At 62.7% G+C, this 14,428-nt stretch carries 18 protein-coding genes, 4 tRNA genes and 1 pseudogene; 9 read left to right on the top strand and 14 right to left on the bottom strand.

What is annotated here, in order from left to right:
* Positions 1 to 34 precede the first annotated feature (34 nt).
* The 8 genes and pseudogenes from G6N67_RS28990 to G6N67_RS28960 form a co-directional block, all read right to left on the bottom strand.
* A complete protein-coding gene (locus tag G6N67_RS28990; protein ID WP_131524850.1) occupies positions 35 to 691 on the bottom strand; it encodes a hypothetical protein in 657 nt (218 codons plus the stop codon).
* A gap of 63 nt (positions 692 to 754) precedes the next feature.
* Positions 755 to 916, bottom strand: a pseudogene (locus G6N67_RS39740) (hypothetical protein); the annotation flags it as partial.
* A gap of 50 nt (positions 917 to 966) precedes the next feature.
* Positions 967 to 1,509 (bottom strand): hypothetical protein, encoded by a 543-nt coding sequence (locus G6N67_RS28985; RefSeq protein WP_131524848.1) that lies wholly within the window; start codon positions 1,507 to 1,509, stop codon positions 967 to 969.
* A 271-nt stretch (positions 1,510 to 1,780) separates the two neighbouring features.
* Entirely contained in the window at positions 1,781 to 4,312 is a 2,532-nt protein-coding gene (locus G6N67_RS28980) for a bifunctional DNA primase/polymerase (RefSeq protein ID WP_163642327.1), read from the bottom strand.
* A gap of 291 nt (positions 4,313 to 4,603) precedes the next feature.
* Positions 4,604 to 5,263 carry a hypothetical protein gene (locus tag G6N67_RS28975; protein ID WP_036437345.1) on the bottom strand — a complete coding sequence of 220 codons (660 nt, stop codon included), beginning with the start codon at positions 5,261 to 5,263 and terminating at the stop codon, positions 4,604 to 4,606.
* Positions 5,260 to 5,502 carry a hypothetical protein gene (locus tag G6N67_RS28970; protein WP_036437343.1) on the bottom strand — a complete coding sequence of 81 codons (243 nt, stop codon included), beginning with the start codon at positions 5,500 to 5,502 and terminating at the stop codon, positions 5,260 to 5,262. The genes G6N67_RS28975 and G6N67_RS28970 overlap by 4 nt, the downstream gene beginning before the upstream one ends.
* Before the next feature lie 148 nt (positions 5,503 to 5,650).
* Positions 5,651 to 5,857: a helix-turn-helix domain-containing protein gene (locus tag G6N67_RS28965; protein ID WP_036437341.1), complete on the bottom strand. Its 207-nt coding sequence runs from the start codon at positions 5,855 to 5,857 to the stop codon at positions 5,651 to 5,653.
* Between the two features lie 111 nt (positions 5,858 to 5,968).
* Positions 5,969 to 6,301 (bottom strand): hypothetical protein, encoded by a 333-nt coding sequence (locus G6N67_RS28960; protein ID WP_163642044.1) that lies wholly within the window; start codon positions 6,299 to 6,301, stop codon positions 5,969 to 5,971.
* Positions 6,302 to 6,508: 207 nt separating this feature from the next.
* Here G6N67_RS28960 and G6N67_RS28955 point away from each other — a divergent pair, with 207 nt between their 5' ends.
* The 4 genes from G6N67_RS28955 to G6N67_RS28940 all read left to right on the top strand — a co-directional run bounded on the left by G6N67_RS28955 (position 6,509) and on the right by G6N67_RS28940 (position 8,476).
* Positions 6,509 to 7,291, top strand: coding sequence for a hypothetical protein (locus G6N67_RS28955; RefSeq protein ID WP_235684067.1), 783 nt, complete (start codon positions 6,509 to 6,511; stop codon positions 7,289 to 7,291).
* Positions 7,292 to 7,347: 56 nt separating this feature from the next.
* A complete protein-coding gene (locus G6N67_RS28950) occupies positions 7,348 to 7,587 on the top strand; it encodes a hypothetical protein (RefSeq protein ID WP_036437340.1) in 240 nt (79 codons plus the stop codon).
* 111 nt (positions 7,588 to 7,698) lie between these two features.
* Positions 7,699 to 7,980 carry a hypothetical protein gene (locus G6N67_RS28945; protein ID WP_036437337.1) on the top strand — a complete coding sequence of 94 codons (282 nt, stop codon included), beginning with the start codon at positions 7,699 to 7,701 and terminating at the stop codon, positions 7,978 to 7,980.
* Between the two features lie 181 nt (positions 7,981 to 8,161).
* Entirely contained in the window at positions 8,162 to 8,476 is a 315-nt protein-coding gene (locus tag G6N67_RS28940; RefSeq protein ID WP_131524785.1) for a hypothetical protein, read from the top strand.
* A 226-nt stretch (positions 8,477 to 8,702) separates the two neighbouring features.
* Here G6N67_RS28940 and G6N67_RS28935 read toward each other — a convergent pair whose 3' ends face one another.
* From G6N67_RS28935 to G6N67_RS28925, 3 genes are all read right to left on the bottom strand, one after another.
* On the bottom strand, positions 8,703 to 9,236 hold the full coding sequence (locus G6N67_RS28935) for an HNH endonuclease (RefSeq protein WP_163642325.1): 534 nt from the start codon (positions 9,234 to 9,236) through the stop codon (positions 8,703 to 8,705).
* 14 nt (positions 9,237 to 9,250) lie between these two features.
* Positions 9,251 to 9,478: a helix-turn-helix domain-containing protein gene (locus G6N67_RS39000; protein WP_197747939.1), complete on the bottom strand. Its 228-nt coding sequence runs from the start codon at positions 9,476 to 9,478 to the stop codon at positions 9,251 to 9,253.
* Between the two features lie 279 nt (positions 9,479 to 9,757).
* A tRNA-Val gene (locus tag G6N67_RS28925) sits at positions 9,758 to 9,832 on the bottom strand.
* 116 nt (positions 9,833 to 9,948) lie between these two features.
* On the opposite strand from G6N67_RS28925, the gene G6N67_RS28920 reads away from it, so the two are divergent.
* The 5 genes from G6N67_RS28920 (at position 9,949) to G6N67_RS28900 (ending at position 11,502) form a co-directional block, all read left to right on the top strand.
* The gene (locus tag G6N67_RS28920) at positions 9,949 to 10,452 is read left to right on the top strand and encodes a DUF6636 domain-containing protein (protein ID WP_308289874.1); all 504 of its coding nucleotides are present in this window, start codon (positions 9,949 to 9,951) and stop codon (positions 10,450 to 10,452) included.
* Positions 10,453 to 10,561: 109 nt separating this feature from the next.
* Positions 10,562 to 10,634: transfer RNA gene (locus tag G6N67_RS28915), tRNA-Gly, on the top strand.
* Positions 10,635 to 10,661: 27 nt separating this feature from the next.
* Positions 10,662 to 10,735, top strand: a tRNA-Cys gene (locus tag G6N67_RS28910).
* A gap of 13 nt (positions 10,736 to 10,748) precedes the next feature.
* Positions 10,749 to 10,823 (top strand) — tRNA-Val (locus tag G6N67_RS28905).
* Between the two features lie 37 nt (positions 10,824 to 10,860).
* The gene (locus tag G6N67_RS28900; RefSeq protein WP_036437330.1) at positions 10,861 to 11,502 is read left to right on the top strand and encodes a LysE family translocator; all 642 of its coding nucleotides are present in this window, start codon (positions 10,861 to 10,863) and stop codon (positions 11,500 to 11,502) included.
* Positions 11,503 to 11,508: 6 nt separating this feature from the next.
* On the opposite strand, the gene G6N67_RS28895 is transcribed toward G6N67_RS28900, so the two are convergent.
* Genes G6N67_RS28895 through G6N67_RS28885 form a run of 3 tightly spaced genes read right to left on the bottom strand, consistent with a single transcriptional unit; the run spans position 11,509 to position 14,426 of the window.
* Positions 11,509 to 12,165, bottom strand: a complete 657-nt coding sequence (locus G6N67_RS28895; protein ID WP_036437328.1) for a maleylpyruvate isomerase N-terminal domain-containing protein — start codon at positions 12,163 to 12,165, stop codon at positions 11,509 to 11,511.
* A 60-nt stretch (positions 12,166 to 12,225) separates the two neighbouring features.
* Positions 12,226 to 12,957 carry a hypothetical protein gene (locus G6N67_RS28890; protein ID WP_036437325.1) on the bottom strand — a complete coding sequence of 244 codons (732 nt, stop codon included), beginning with the start codon at positions 12,955 to 12,957 and terminating at the stop codon, positions 12,226 to 12,228.
* The gene (locus G6N67_RS28885) at positions 12,954 to 14,426 is read right to left on the bottom strand and encodes an ATP-binding protein (protein ID WP_036437324.1); all 1,473 of its coding nucleotides are present in this window, start codon (positions 14,424 to 14,426) and stop codon (positions 12,954 to 12,956) included. The genes G6N67_RS28890 and G6N67_RS28885 overlap by 4 nt, the downstream gene beginning before the upstream one ends.
* Positions 14,427 to 14,428 lie beyond the last annotated feature (2 nt).

Raw genomic sequence — 14,428 nt, 5'->3', positions numbered from 1 at the left:
CGCATGCGTCGCAATTCTTTACTTCTGCGACACGTCACGAACGACCGCGCGGCAGCGCTCGGCGTACCGGGTGAACGACGGCACGGCCCGTGTCGGCACGCTCACGCTGCATGCGCTCGGCGTTGCGCCGGTTGATCTCGGCAACGATCTCGTTCGCCTCCACGGTGGTCATCGCCTGATCCATCCGTGATGGGTCGGTCAGCGGTTCGCCCGTCAGCGGATCGATGGCACCGAACCCGCCAGATGGCCCCGATTCGCCTGCTGTGCGGGCACCTGCGCCGCGTTCGTCGTCGTCTGGTGTCTCCGTGTGGTCGATTCGATTAACACGGCGTGTGGCGACTCTCGCGGCGTATTCGTGTTCGGTCAAGATCTCGGCGTCGATCACGCTGTCATCGTCGGAATCGGCGTCGGAATCGGCGTCGGCAGCGGCAGCGCCGTCGAGCGCGGGGGATTCCGCCAGGGCGGGTGGGTGTCCGTCTCGGGCCGCTCGGTACGCGTCGCGCGACGTGGTTTCCAGCGGCATAAACGCCGAATCCATCACCTGTTCCCACGGTTTCGCCGAAACCTCAAGGCCGACAGTGGATTTCACGCTGAAACCGGCGCGGTCGAGCGCGGCCAGCACTGCCGACAGCGCGACCTTTTCGGGTGCGGTGCCGTCCAGTGCGATGCCTAGCAAACGCTGAACGAGCACGTCAGCGGCTTGCTCTAGCCGTCTACGCGCGGCTTTTTGGACCTGCGGGGCAGATCCGCCATGCGTGCGGCAAACGGTTGCGCCCGCCACCGGCCATTTCTGGCACGGCATGCCGGTGCGGGAGCTTCGCGCACTGCATTTGACCGGCGCGACTTTCGTCGGTTTCCCGACCTGCGGTTTGGTCGCTCCCGATGGGTTGCCCGCTCCATAGGTGCCCGCGCGCATCGCCTTCGAACTCGCCTTGTTTTTCGCGTTCGCCTTGTACGCCTTGCTGCTCATAGCGCCATTACTCCAATCTCATCATTTTCGATTTCGCCGATGTTGTCGGTTCCGGTTTCGTCAAGTTCGCCGATGTCGTCGGTTTCGGCAATCCGCCACACAAACTCAACCCGCCATCTTTCGGGCAGTTTCTCGCGCCAATTTCGATCTTCGATGTGGATCGCCGAAGGATTCCAAAACAATGGATCGTCAAACTGTGTGCTTGCGAGCAATCCCAATCCCTGCGCCAAGCATTCGCCCGCTTCTATCACCTGATCTTCGATCAGTCTGTTTTCGATCAATCCGTTTCCGCCCTCCGCAAGGATTTCGGCAGAATTCAGAAACTCGCGCACCGCGTCGGAGATCTTCGCCGTCAGTCGCAGCGTTCGCCGATGTTGAGCACACAGACCAACGCGCTCCGGTGGGTATGCGCAACCGTCCGCCGAACACGGTTTCATCCCTTTCGGCGCTTTTGGCGCTTTCAGCGTGCTTGGTGATCTCCGGAACCGTGCCGGTTCAGTTTCGACCATTGGTTCGATTTCCGTCGTGATCAGCTCCATTGCGTGTCCCTTTCTGCGCCTGTCATTGTTTGCTTGCTCCGCGCCACATCTGCACCGGTCTGGCCGCGAAGGGTGGAAGGGTGGAACCTTCCACCCTTGCCGTGTGAAACCCCGTCCCAATGCTCTATATAGGCGATGAATGAATCTATGTGACCTGGGGTTTTAGAAATCGGTCGGAGCCAGTTTTTCGCGCGAAGGGTGGAACCCTTCCACCCTTCCACCCTTCCGACGCACAACGAGGGCACCGACCACTGGTGTTTGCTGTGCGCCGTTACGCCAACCATATCCGCGTGCTTTCTTGGCCGTTGGTCGCGGTGAAATCTTCGCGTCGAACCATCCCGTTGTCGGCAGCGAACACAACGGCTTTGTCGAAAATGTCTCTGTTGGCATTTCCTGCCGCAAGATTCTTACGCAACTTCGACAACGTTTGTCCGTCGTCGGTCTTGAGCTTGTCCCGAAGACGTTCGGCCATCCGGAACACCCGTTGCCGGTCTTCGGCGATCACGTCGGACTTGATGATCTCGCGTTCGCCTTCGGCGCGACCACGCGCCAGGTTCAGCTCTCGCGACTTCGACGCCAGTTCATCGCGCACCGCTTTGCGCGTGATGTTTGACATTGCCATCACGACGGCGGCACGCTGCCAATCGGATTCGGTGATCTCGTGGCGTCGGCCTTCCAGCGCCATGAGTGCGGCAGCCACTTTCAACTGAACAAGCAACCGATGCCCGTCGAGCGGATCGACGCCGCCCAGACCGCGCCGGATCGCGCGCTGAACGTCTTTGATCTCGCGCTCGGCAATGGCGGGGACCGTCAGAATGTCGAACTCTGCCGGATCGGCGGGAACCGCAAGATTGGCGTTACGGTCGATATCGGGATCGACCAACGCCGCCGAGTTGGTGCCGGAAGTGCTCGAAGTGCCGTCTTCCCAACGGCCCAAATCAAGCACTGGCGGCGCGGCGGGTTCGACATCGGGCAAGTCGTGATCGACCGCCGAAAACCACACGAACCGCTGCGGCGTGCCGCCGTCCGCATCATCGAAGATCGGCGCGGCTCGCAACGGCTGAACGCCGAGACTCAAACACAGCCGGTATCGGTTGTCTTGCAGAATGATCCGCTTGTCATCGCCCGCGTAGTCCTGACCGAGACGTTCGCCCGACCAGCCTTCGCGAAGGGTGCTCATGATGGTCGAACCGCTGCGGTTGCCGGTCGCGGCCAATGTGTCCACTTCGGGGATCTGCGCCAGCACTGACCATTGCTTGCCGACTTGTACCCATCCGCTACCGCCCGCGAGTTTCGACTTGTAGGCGAAGCATTTCGCCAGCCCTTCGCCGCTGCCGGGTTTGGACGGTTGGTAGTTCGGTTCGATCCGCAACCAATCGGCGCTGGCGCGCATGGACGCCGACTTGCTTTCACCGCTTTTGCCGACCAGCGCGACGAACAGATTGAGACTGGCGACGCCGCCGACGATGGGCGGCAAGACGACGTTCGGCGGAATCGACGCAACGACACGCGCCAGCGAGTTGCCCAACATAGACATCGGGCCGACCAGCCGCGCTTGCGCGAACTGGCGCAAGTCCGACAGTTGCGGCGACGACGACCAGAAAGCGGCCAGATCCGAACGGATCGATTCGAACGGATCGGCGTAGGTGTCGCGGCTGACACGCTGGCGCGTTTCGTTGGGATCGGCGATTTCGGCTTGCGCTGCCGCCCACCGAGCGATCCGGTCGAACTCGCCGGTTCCTCTGGTCTCCGGTTTGGCACGGTAGAACGCGAGTTTGAGCGCGTCATAAGCGGTTTGGGCACCGAATCGCCCAATCAACGATTCGCGGAAAGCCCACGCCATGATTTTGGTCATCGAATCGTGGCGGGACTCTCCGCGTTCGACCGCTGCGGCGAAACTCGTCAGGTGGCCTTGTAGTCCGCGCGGCTGATCGTCGCGAACGTGCGCACCGAGAAACTTGGTCAGTTCGGCCGGCGTTTTGGGATCGTCGTTTTGCGCAGCGCTGGACAACAGGCCGCGCAGCACATCGGGCAACGGCGGCAACTCGCCGCACTTGCGCCAGCGGTAGGAACCGCCTTTCGTGTCGGCGTCGGGGTGCGGTGTCGGCGCGAGAACGATCACGCCGTTGCTGCATCGGACTTCGCCCCATCGCCCAAACGCGCCCGCGCCGTTGCCGTACTCGTCTGGCTTGCACGCGAAAACGTAGTGTGCCCGCGCCGAACCGCCTTGGCGGGTTGTATGAATCGCGCCGGTTTGCAGCGCCGTCCAAACGGCGTCGCTCATGTCAGCGGGCTTGTCGTCGCAATCGAGATCGAAAGCGATTGCGCCGGATCGGCCAACGTCCCACGCGATGCCCGCGCCGGGATAGTCGGAAAACCACCTCCGGATCTGCGCTCGGTTTCGACTTGTCTTGTCCTGCCAGCCTTTGCCGAGAATCGAGCCGGGGTTCTTGATGTCATCGGCGCTGGTCGGTATCAGGTACATACCCGCGTTCGCGTAGGCCAGTGCGGCGGTTGGCGTGTCCTGTCCGGCCACGTCGGGGATCGTGGTCACGGCGTCAGCCTGGTCGTCGGCGGGCATGCTGCCGCCGAAGATCGGCAGAGCGGCCAGCGTTGCGGCCAGGTCCGCGCGACGCGTCGCCCAGCGTTGCGCCGTCTCGAAGTCGAACGCGAGATCGTCGGCGTCGAGTGGAATCGAGCCGGTCGCGATGATGTCGCGCGGATCAATTCGACCAATCGGGGGAAATCGCAAAACGCACGTTTGATTGCCGCGTTTGTCATTGACCTGTGGTGTAATGGTCATCAGTTACCTTTGTTGCGGGGTGGTTGCGGGGTGGCTGCGGCGGGCCGATCTTGTGGGAATGATCGGCCCGCCAATTCTTTGCCTCAATTTACCTACGGGGCTGTGAAATTCAGGGACCGACGCGGTATTCTCGAAAGTGCTTGTTCTGCGGTGACCGAACACCGTGATCGAACCCCGACCGGCTTTCCTCGTTTCCCCGGTCGGGGTTCGTTCGTATCCGGCCTGAATGCACTGTGGGAGAGCGTATTTCGAGCATCGACACTGACCCGTGAAGGGTGTGATGCGCTTCGGTCATCCGAGCGTTTCCCAAGGATTCTGAATTCTCACATCAGCGATTTCGTAGCGCTTGACGAAATCGATCCAACAGTCGATGCAGATTCTCGACAAAACGAGATATTCGCCATGTGCGAACGGAAACGTAAATGGTCGATTGATCATCCGCCCGTGCTTGTCCATATAGGCGGAACCGTCCAACTTATGCCTTTGGGAAAACTGCATATCTTCGATGCAGTAGCCACTACCGCCATAGCTGCATTGCAGATCGCAGACCGCGCCGTACTGATCGGCCATCGAGATTGCCGCGTCAAGCACGTTGGCATCGTCCAGAACGAACCGATCTCCTGGCCGCGTTGTCAGAATGACGAACGGCCCGCTGAACTCGTCGTCGCACAACAGCCGGTCAGCTTCGGCGGCGGTTTCTGCGATCCGCGCCAGCTCGGGCAGGAACGAAACCGCTTGATACGCGGCTAGAAACCCCGGCGATTTCCGTTCGTAGTGCTGTGCGGCCAAACCATCGGCGTGCAACAGGCCAGCGAAGATCTGTTCGACTTCGGCGTCTAGCGCTGGATCGTCGCGCCCGAACGGATCTCGCCTTTCGTCCAACGCGGAGAACCGAGCGGTGAGGTCGGCGCGCGTCGCTGCGCTGATCGGTCGTCTGTTGTCATGGTTCATTTCGCGTAGCTTCCCGTCAGTGCGATTTCTGCGGCTTGTGTCATCGCGCGTCGTGCGCGTTCCTGTAGGTTGCGGTCGGCGGGCGCGAATGCGTAAGCGCGCCGGTCGATCTCGCGGTCGAGTTCGGTCAAACGGCGACGCTCACCGGCGAACAGGTTCGCCAGGTTCCAGCGGGATCGGTCGTTGCGGAACGCTGCGACGCGCGGACCTATGACTCGTCTGCCAAAGTCAATTGTCATGATTTATCCTTTCCGCCTATTTTCACTTCACCGGCGCTTAGCGCGATTTCCACGCCAGACCGCGTGACCAACGAAAATAGCAAGTCATAAACAGACAGTTTGATCGGTTCGACAATTACAGACTTTCGGCGTCTTTCGATTTCACGACTCATGCGGATTTGTCCGATTTCGAAATGACACGAATCAAGTCCTCGCGACGAAATCGAAGCAGTCGCTTGCCGACCTTATGCGCCGGGATCAACCCGTCACGGGCGTAGCGGCGTATCGAATTCTGGCTTACACCAAGGAGTTTCGCGGCCTGCGCTGTGGTGAGCATGTCGCCCACCACATCGAGCCGCACGCGATCCTGAGACATGAGAAACGGGCACCTTTCACTACTGATCAGATGTGATGGCTGTATTTGCCTTGCGCCGCCGAACGCGCCCAGGTGCTCCGTTGTGGTGTCAAGGATAGTGCATTGCGGGCGCTATGTCACGAATGGCGCGCGTGGCGTGTTAATTGTCGGCGTGGCGTCTATGTGCGGCCCCGTTCGCGCCATTCCGCCGAGTAAAATCGGAGCACCACGCGCGATAAACGCGCCTGAAAATGTGAGGTTCTGATAATGACCGCGATTCTCGATTTCGCCGATTTCCCGATGATTGACGGCATTCCCGTTTCGCCGATTTTCGGCGGCGAACAGTCGGGCCAGATGGGCATCATCCCGGCAGGCGATGCGCTGGCGACGCACACCGCTGACGGCGTTGACCTGAACACGATTTGGGCCGATCTGGTCGAAGCGTTCGACACGTGGAACGCTCACCGCACCGGCATTTCCGATCTGTTGTCGTTCCGCACAACCGTTCCTGGTGAGGCTGTGCCACAGAATATTTCGTCTCCGAGCTTCGAACAGTTGACGGAATACGGCGTGACCAACGCTGCCGGTTTGCCCGCAGAAGCGTTGATCCTCGGATACGACTTCGGGGACTACGGACTGCGGTCATCGTTCACGTGGCGCGCACTTCGTGCGATGACCGCCGAACAGGTCTACGCGTCCATCAACGGAATCATGCATTCGGACAATCGTCTGGTCACGGGCACAATCCTGAAGCGACTGTTCGACCCGTCGTCGAAGACGAACAACGAGGGCTATACGTGCCGGGGTCTGTGGAACGCCGATGGTCAGTTCGTGCCGCCGTACCTCGGCAACGAGTTCGACCCAGCAACCACCACGCATTACTGGAAGTCCGATGCGACACAGGTTGATTCCGGCGATATCGAAGACGCCGTGAGGACGATCCGTGCCAAGGGCTACGGTCGGGAAGCGGGTTCGCAGATCCTCATCCTGGCGTCGCAGCTCGAAAGCGAGAATATCCAGACGTTCCGGCAAGGGGAGGAATCGCGCAGTGGTGGGCCGATTGCGAAGCACTCGTTCATCCCGTCGAAGAAAGCTCCGGCTTACCTGACTCCCGACAACATCGTCGGTGAAGCGATTTCGGGCGAGTTCCACGGCATCGAATGCCTTGGTTCCTACGGACCCGCGTGGTTGGTCCAAACCGAGTTCATCCCCGCTGGCTACATCGCCGTTGTGGCGACTGGTGGGCCGAACAGTCAGAACAACGTGATCGGCGTTCGTGAGCATCCGGTTTCGTCGTATCGCGGCTTGCTGGCAGCTCCCGGCAGTACCGGTTACCCGATTCAGGACAGCCAATACATTCGGTCGTTCGGCGTCGGCGTGCGCCAACGCGGCGCAGCGGTCGCGATCCAGATCGGCAGCGGAACCACTTACACCCCGCCGAGCATCGCCCTGTAACCGGCGATCCGGCGCAACGGTCGCGGTCTGCGAATCGGCGAAAGTAGGTAACCGCAATGGTTTTCGACAATGCACGCGCCAACATGACGCAAGAACTCACCGACGCGATGCACGACGCCAAGGCGCACGGTGACCGTTTCGGCGCATCCGAGTACGGGCCGGGACCGGCGCGCAATCGGGACGACGTAGCGCCCCTGGTCAATCGCGACCATCGGCGCAACTCGGCCCCGCCACCGGTCGAAGTCTCCTCGGCGCGTCCGCACGCTGGCCGACCTCGGCCCCGCCTGGCCGACTGACATCGGCCCCACGAACCGACGATCTGGGAGGAACGACGACATGGCGAAAAAGGGCAAAGGCAAGCGCCGACCGCGCGGCAAGTCTGGCCGATTCACCAAGAAGCGCTGACGATGGCGAAACGACGCACCTACAAGCGCAACCGCAAGGGTCAATTTGCCGAACCGGAATCAGACGGTCGGCTCTGGCAGTACGTCAGCGCTGACCGCATCGTGACCGGCGACCAAACCCGCCACGGCACCGTTACCAGCGTCGCGCCGGGGCCGACTGCGGAGCATCCGAATGCGCCGCTGACGCCGTGGTCGGATCTCCCCGGTTCACGCGTCACGCTCGAATTCGCCGACGCGCCGACCGTGACCGTGTTCCGTGCCGCGCCGATTGAAGTTCTGCGCTGAAACCACCAAACGACAGGATCAACTGATGGCCCGCCGACGCCGATACGTTCGCGACTCTCACGGTCGCTTTGCGTCGGTTCCCGGCGCGCCAGCCGCACCGCAGACCGCCCAAACCGATAAGGCGGCACATGCGGCCAAACGCGCCGCTTTGCGCCGTCAGCGCGCCGCCAAGGCCGCGAAGGTGACCACGGCTGCCGTAGCGGTTGCCGCCGTCGTGGGTGCGTCGCGCTCGCAGTACCCGGCGCGCGGCGCGATGGCAGCGCACCGAAACGCGCTTCTGGCGCGCAACCGCGTTCATGTGGCGACGGGTGGGCCGCGACGCCGGATCGAACGCACGCACGTCGCCCGCGCTCGCGCCGATCACGCCAAGCTGTCGAGTTTGCGCGCGTCGGCGTTCCCAACTTCGGTGATGTCAGCGCGACCGTTCAACGCCAAGGCGGCGCGTTCCGAAGCGCGGGCGGTTCTGCGCTCGACACCGCGCCGCATTCGCCGGTGAATCCGTACAGCCCGCCAGAAACGCCGTATCCGCTGCAACCCGGCCCGATCCGTGGCGGGCAGGCCGTGCGCCCGTGGCGCAATCCCCGAAACGGCCAAAACCGCCCGGTCACGCCGACTCGTCCCGGCTAGCCGCGAACGTTGATCGTGTACGTCACCGGCTGTGACAAACAGTCGCCGGGGACGCTGACATGCCGCACGAAATCGCCGAAACGGTGTCGGGCTGGCTAGATGGGCAACGCTGATTCGCGATCATGCGCGCGTTTCTTCCTATCCAAAAACCGACGTACTTCGTCGTAACCGATTTCGCGTTCGAAATCAGCTATAGAGCACAGTCCGCCGAAGTGTTTCCACATGATTCCTGGAATCGCGTCTAGCGGAATGCCGATTTCGAACAGTTGTCGCGCCGCTTGCGCGCGGGCTCGTGCGTTTCGCATTCTGTCTTGTGCGTTCTCGCTGCGCGTCGCCCAACGTAGATTTTCGGGTCGGTCGTCGTGTTTGACATCATTCCAATGCGCGACCAGCGTTTTGTCTGGCGGGCATTCTCCGTGAAACGCGAGACAAACCAATTTTGACCGATTGACTCGCCGCCGAGTCGGCAGGGTGAAAATCGCGGAATTGGAAGGGGTGAAACTCACATATTGGGAAGGGTGAAGGTCCGGTTTCATCGGCATGTGCTGGCCGTCAAACCACACTTCGCCGTCCGAATCTGCCTGCCAGCCAGGATAACCCGGCACGTCGCGACGTTCGTAGTCGCTCATTCGCCGGTCGTAGCTCATCGCTTGCCGCCGATTTTCGGGTTTTTCGTGTACTTGCCGTCCAGAAATTTGTCCAAGTCGGCGGGATCGAATTTCAGTAGTCGCTCACCGGCCCGATGAACTTTGATCCTGCCGTCTTCGTAATACTTGCGAAGCGTGTTTTTGGAAACACCAAGGTATTCGCAGGCTTCTTTAGTCGACAAATAGCGAGAAACGGAACCGTGGGATGGTTGGGTGCGAGACACGGAACATACCTTTCGGAAGGTCAGATTTGTCGTCCGTATTCGCCGTACGCCGCCGAGCGCGTCCCGGTACTCCGTTGTTGCGTCTATGGTAGCCGTATTGACCTCTAAATACCACCAATGGCATTCGGTGAGCCGAATTGAGTCGGGCACGGATCTCCCCGCCAAGGCGGATCGGTGCGGGCAACGCCAGCAAACCCGCATCCGTGAGAGAAATCGCCCGTGGATAGCCCAACGGGCGATGCGAATCAGCAAAAAGTGCCGTTGACCTGCGCAAACAGGTGGTGGTCCCGGCTGGGTTCGAACCAGCGACCTTCCGCGTGTGAGGCGGACGCTCTCCCACTGAGCTACGAGACCGGGGACGAGGAGGAAGACTAGCACGGGTTCCCGACGCAACCAGAATCGCCATCGTCGCTTGCGTGTTCAACCATTTGCCAAACACGCACATCACCGCTGACGTAAATTCACCCGTCATGGTTTACCAGGGCATCCGTTGGTTCGTAGCCGGCGGCGCGATCGTTGCTGGACTGCTCTCGGCAGGCTGCCACAGCGCGGGTCAGATGGCCGCCGCACCGATGCCCGCCGCGCCCGTACCGAGCGCCGATGCAGTCACGGTGCTGGCAGATCACCGCGTGAACAAACTCACACCGTTCACCTCGCCGTCGGGCAACATCGGTTGCTACCTCGACGCAGACACCGCGCGGTGCGACATCTCAGAGCGCGACTGGGCTCCACCGAAGCGGCCCGCCGACTGCCAGCTCGCCTACGGGCACGGCATCACCCTGGCCACCGGAGGCACCGCCGAGTTCGTGTGCGCGGGTGACACCGCACTCGGCGGAGGCGGGGAACTCGCGTACGGCGACTCGATCACCGCGGGTGTGCTGCGCTGCGAGAGCACCGGTTCGGGAATCTCCTGCCGGGACACCGTGACCGGCCACGGATTTGCGATTTCCCGCGAGGCGTACCACCTGTTCTGAAACACTGATTTAGGGCGCCCGTTCCCCTCCCGTAATGGGGATTTGTGTCTGCGCGCCTCAGTGCACTAATGTTCTGCTTCGCGACGGGCGACGATCTCGCCCGTGGCGCGCGGATGTAGCGCAGTTGGTAGCGCATCACCTTGCCAAGGTGAGGGTCGCGGGTTCGAATCCCGTCATCCGCTCGAAGGTGCAGTGGCATCAACCCCAGCGGTGGAGTGGCCGAGTGGTGAGGCAACGGCCTGCAAAGCCGTGCACACGGGTTCGATTCCCGTCTCCACCTCCAAGAGTTTCAACCGGCGCGATTAGCTCAGCGGGAGAGCGCTTCCCTGACACGGAAGAGGTCACTGGTTCAATCCCAGTATCGCGCACCAGAGTTTTTGCAGGTCAGATCCCTTAGAATTCGGCGTTATGCCGTCCTGGGAAGCCTTACTCACCTTTTCATTCGCGTCGTTGATCCTGATCGCCATCCCGGGTCCGAGCGTGCTGTTCGTGATCGGGCGATCGTTGGCGCGCGGCAGGCGCAGCGGGCTGCTCAGCGTGTTGGGAAACGAACTCGGCTCGCTGCTGCCGATGACAGCTGTCGCGTTCGGGGTCGGGTCGATCGTGGCACAGTCGATCTTGCTCTTCACCATCGTGAAGATCGTCGGCGCGAGTTATCTCATCTATCTGGGAATCCAGGCGATCCGGCACCGTCGTGACCATTCCGGCGGCACGAATGCGACCGAGCAACGGCCGCCATCCGGATGGGTCACGCTGCGGCAGGGTTTCATCGTCGGGGCCACCAACCCGAAGACCATCGTGTTCTTCGTCGCCGCGCTGCCGCAGTTCGTCGACTTCCACGCCGGCAACGTCGCGACCCAAATGATGGTGCTGGGCTTGGCCTTCACCGTCATCGCCTTCGTTTGCGACAGCATCTGGGCGGTACTCGCCGGTGCAGCGCGCGAATGGTTCGCGTCGTCCGACAAGCGGTTGGAATCGGTGCGCGCGGCCGGCGGGGTCATGATGGTGGGCCTCGGCGGCAGCCTGGCGTTGACGGGAAACAAGGCCTGACACACGTCATCCGACGACGAACGGCACTCTGCCCGCCAGCTCCCCCAGTTCAGCTTTTTCGACATCGGTAGGTACCCGGCGTCCCGTCCCGATCGATAGCGCGTCAGTGTCCGTGAAGGACGCCGGGAACACGCCACCGGCGATCGCCTCCAACATCTCGCGGGCCCGTCGCAGCCCCTCGGCGGGCGGCCCCGCCACATGTGGCAGGTGTGCGATCAGATCGAGGTGGTGCAGCGTCCACTCCCACACGTATGCGTCGAGATAATCACCCGCGGTGAGGACCACATCTCGCGTCACCACCGGCACGCCGCGGTCGGCGAGTGCGGCGGCTCGCCCCGCCGCCGCGCCGACATCGTCGAGGTGGAACTTGAGCAGCGCCGGGTCTTGGTAGGCCGCGGCCAGCCGGACGGTCAGCGCATCGAGCGGATCGTCACCCGTGGGCGGAGTCTCCGAGATCTCCCAGTACGTGACCGCGTTGTGGGTGGGCTGAGCCGTGGTGGGAGTCACGAGGGTGATCAGCACGTCCTGCGCGTCGATGATGAAGTGGCACACCAGATCTCGCACCAGCCAGCCGGTGCAGCCGGACGGCTGGGCGAAGTCCTCGTCGCGGAGATCGGCCACCGCGGCCCGTAACGCCGACCATGACTGCGTGAAGAGGTCCACGGCCGCAACGTAACAGCTCGTGACGCGGCGACGCCACAGATTTGCGGGCCGCTGCCGTGGTCACCGACGGCTGAGCTCGCGGGCCGTTTCATCGCTCATCCCGTACAGGGTCCACGCCTCATCGGGGCGCCGCGGCGGCAGGAGCAACACCCAGTTGTTCCACGTCGCCTTGTCGGTGAGATACCCGCCCGCGGCGTCGGACCCAAAGATGTCTTCGGTGGGGATGACATGGCGGCCTTTGAACACCTCATACGCCGCGTCATCGGCCATGTCGCCGAGCCACTTTCGGACACTCGCTCGCAACCGATGGGCGACCTGCGGATTGGTGTCCGGCCGGATCAGGAGGTGCACGTGCGTCGGGTTTTCGTCACGGTCGTGGCGGTAACTGCGCCCCGTCGGGCAACTGCGGGCCAGCACGCCGGACCGTTGCCACGCGGCGTAGCTCTCGTCGCGTTCGCGCGGCCGGGCGCGCAGATCGTGAACGATGCTCAGCGTGTACCAGATCCAGCCGATCGCCCCGGGAAGTCCGACGACAAACCACAGCGCGTAGATGAACGGTGCGGCAGCTCCCTGCTGCCACGGCAGGCCGGCTGACACGAGCGCGTATCCCGCCACGGCCGCGCAACCGGTCAGGAAGGGCCAGGCGATCGCGGGAACCCACCACGCGGCCCCTTCGTCATCGCGGAACACCCGGGCGAACGCCGCGAAGCTGTCGACTCGCGGTGCCGCTCCCACCTCCAACGTGTCCGCCTCGTCCTCGGTGGAAGCCCAGGCTCGGGCCGCGTCGATCATGCGCTCGTCGGCCGGACCACGGGCACCTCGGCGGCCGCGTTCTCGGGTCCGGGCGCCTCCAACGGCAGGCACACGATGAACCGCGTGTCGCCGGGCTTGGATTGCACCGACACGGAGCCCGCGTGCTTCTCCACGATCCGCCACGCCAGGTCCAGGCCTAGCCCCGTGCCCTCGCCGACGGGCTTGGTCGAGAAGAACGGGGTGAAGATGCGATCGATGATGTCGTCATCGATACCAGGACCATCGTCGATGATCTCGACGCGGATCATGTTCTCGCACTCGTAGCCGGTCCGGATGGTCAGCGTGCCGTGGCCGGCCATGGCCTCGACCGCGTTCTCGATGATGTTGGTCCACACCTGATTGAGATCACCTGCGTAACACAATATTTCGGGGAGCTCCGGATCCCATTCGGTGACCAGGCCGATGGGCCCGTCGGCACCGACACTGGTGTTGAACACCATGAGCGTGCTGCGCAGGAGTTCGTGGAGGTCGACATACCGGTAGTCACCGCGATCCATCTGCGAGTACTGCTTGGCGTCGGCCAGTAGCGCCGAGATGCGCCGGCTGGCCTCGGCAATCTCACGGGTGTGCAGTTGGGTGTCGATGGTGTGTTTGAGCCATTCGACAGCCCCGACCAGCTGCCTGGCCCCCACCGACTGCGCCACGCGATCGAGCCAGTCGACGCCGAGGCCGGCGTCCACGAACGTCGGCGCGTAATCCCAACCATGAGTGATGCCATGATCGTCGAACCAGTCGCTGAGTTGTTCCTCGCGATCAGCCGATTCGAGCGCGCTGAGCTCGTGTCCCGGGGATGTGCGGACGTGCTTGGTCGCGTCATCCTGGATGGTCACCAATGCCCGCACCGACTCGGCGGTGAAACCGCCGTCGGTGAACATGGCCAACTTGCGCTGCAGCTTGGCGCCGCTGTCCCACAAGCCGCTGACGGCACGGCTGATCGCCGCGGCCGGGTTGTTGAGCTGATGTGTCAGGCCCGCGGTGATGGTGCCCAGGCCCAACAGCCGGGCCCGCTGGCCGAGGATCTGTTGCTGGCGCAGGCTGCCGAGCGTGTGGCCGGCCAGCAGATGCACCGCCATCGGGAACTCGTTTTGCATGAACCGCGCGAACTTCTCGGCATCGAGCACGAAGAACCGGGACGGGCGAACGAGCCGTACCGAGACTGTGTAGGTCTGTTCCGCGTTCGGCACGTACGCCGACCACGCCCCGCAGTACGCGCCGCGCTGGGTGGTGCGATGCGTCTGCACATCGACGCCCGCGGTGCGGCCCGACATCACCAGTTCGCCGTCGATCAATACGTAGAAGCACGTCGCCGGATCGCCCTCACTGAACAGCGGCCCGGGCGGAAGAGTCTCGACACGGCCCTCGGCGCACAGCGTTTCGAGTTGCGCGTCCCCGAGGTGCTCGAACAGGAACAGGGTGCGCAACTCGTCAACCTGACATTGCTCGCTCATCG

This window comes from Mycolicibacterium mageritense, from assembly GCF_010727475.1.
GTDB classification, from domain to species: Bacteria; Actinomycetota; Actinomycetes; order Mycobacteriales; family Mycobacteriaceae; genus Mycobacterium; species Mycobacterium mageritense.
The sequence above is the reverse complement of the archived record's forward strand: the minus strand, read 5'-3'. Positions and strand labels throughout refer to the sequence as shown.

What these genes read in the sequence shown, in the direction of transcription:
- G6N67_RS28985 (WP_131524848.1), bottom strand. Translation starts at nt 1,509, where the DNA reads ATGGAGCTGATCACGACGGAAATCGAACCAATGGTCGAAACTGAACCG.
- G6N67_RS28980 (WP_163642327.1), bottom strand. Translation starts at nt 4,312, where the DNA reads ATGACCATTACACCACAGGTCAATGACAAACGCGGCAATCAAACGTGC.
- G6N67_RS28975 (WP_036437345.1), bottom strand. Translation starts at nt 5,263, where the DNA reads ATGAACCATGACAACAGACGACCGATCAGCGCAGCGACGCGCGCCGAC.
- G6N67_RS28970 (WP_036437343.1), bottom strand. Translation starts at nt 5,502, where the DNA reads ATGACAATTGACTTTGGCAGACGAGTCATAGGTCCGCGCGTCGCAGCG.
- G6N67_RS28965 (WP_036437341.1), bottom strand. Translation starts at nt 5,857, where the DNA reads ATGTCTCAGGATCGCGTGCGGCTCGATGTGGTGGGCGACATGCTCACC.
- G6N67_RS28955 (WP_235684067.1), top strand. Translation starts at nt 6,509, where the DNA reads ATGACCGCCGAACAGGTCTACGCGTCCATCAACGGAATCATGCATTCG.
- G6N67_RS28950 (WP_036437340.1), top strand. Translation starts at nt 7,348, where the DNA reads ATGGTTTTCGACAATGCACGCGCCAACATGACGCAAGAACTCACCGAC.
- G6N67_RS28945 (WP_036437337.1), top strand. Translation starts at nt 7,699, where the DNA reads ATGGCGAAACGACGCACCTACAAGCGCAACCGCAAGGGTCAATTTGCC.
- G6N67_RS28935 (WP_163642325.1), bottom strand. Translation starts at nt 9,236, where the DNA reads ATGAGCGACTACGAACGTCGCGACGTGCCGGGTTATCCTGGCTGGCAG.
- G6N67_RS28920 (WP_308289874.1), top strand. Translation starts at nt 9,949, where the DNA reads ATGGTTTACCAGGGCATCCGTTGGTTCGTAGCCGGCGGCGCGATCGTT.
- G6N67_RS28900 (WP_036437330.1), top strand. Translation starts at nt 10,861, where the DNA reads ATGCCGTCCTGGGAAGCCTTACTCACCTTTTCATTCGCGTCGTTGATC.
- G6N67_RS28890 (WP_036437325.1), bottom strand. Translation starts at nt 12,957, where the DNA reads ATGATCGACGCGGCCCGAGCCTGGGCTTCCACCGAGGACGAGGCGGAC.
- G6N67_RS28885 (WP_036437324.1), bottom strand. Translation starts at nt 14,426, where the DNA reads ATGAGCGAGCAATGTCAGGTTGACGAGTTGCGCACCCTGTTCCTGTTC.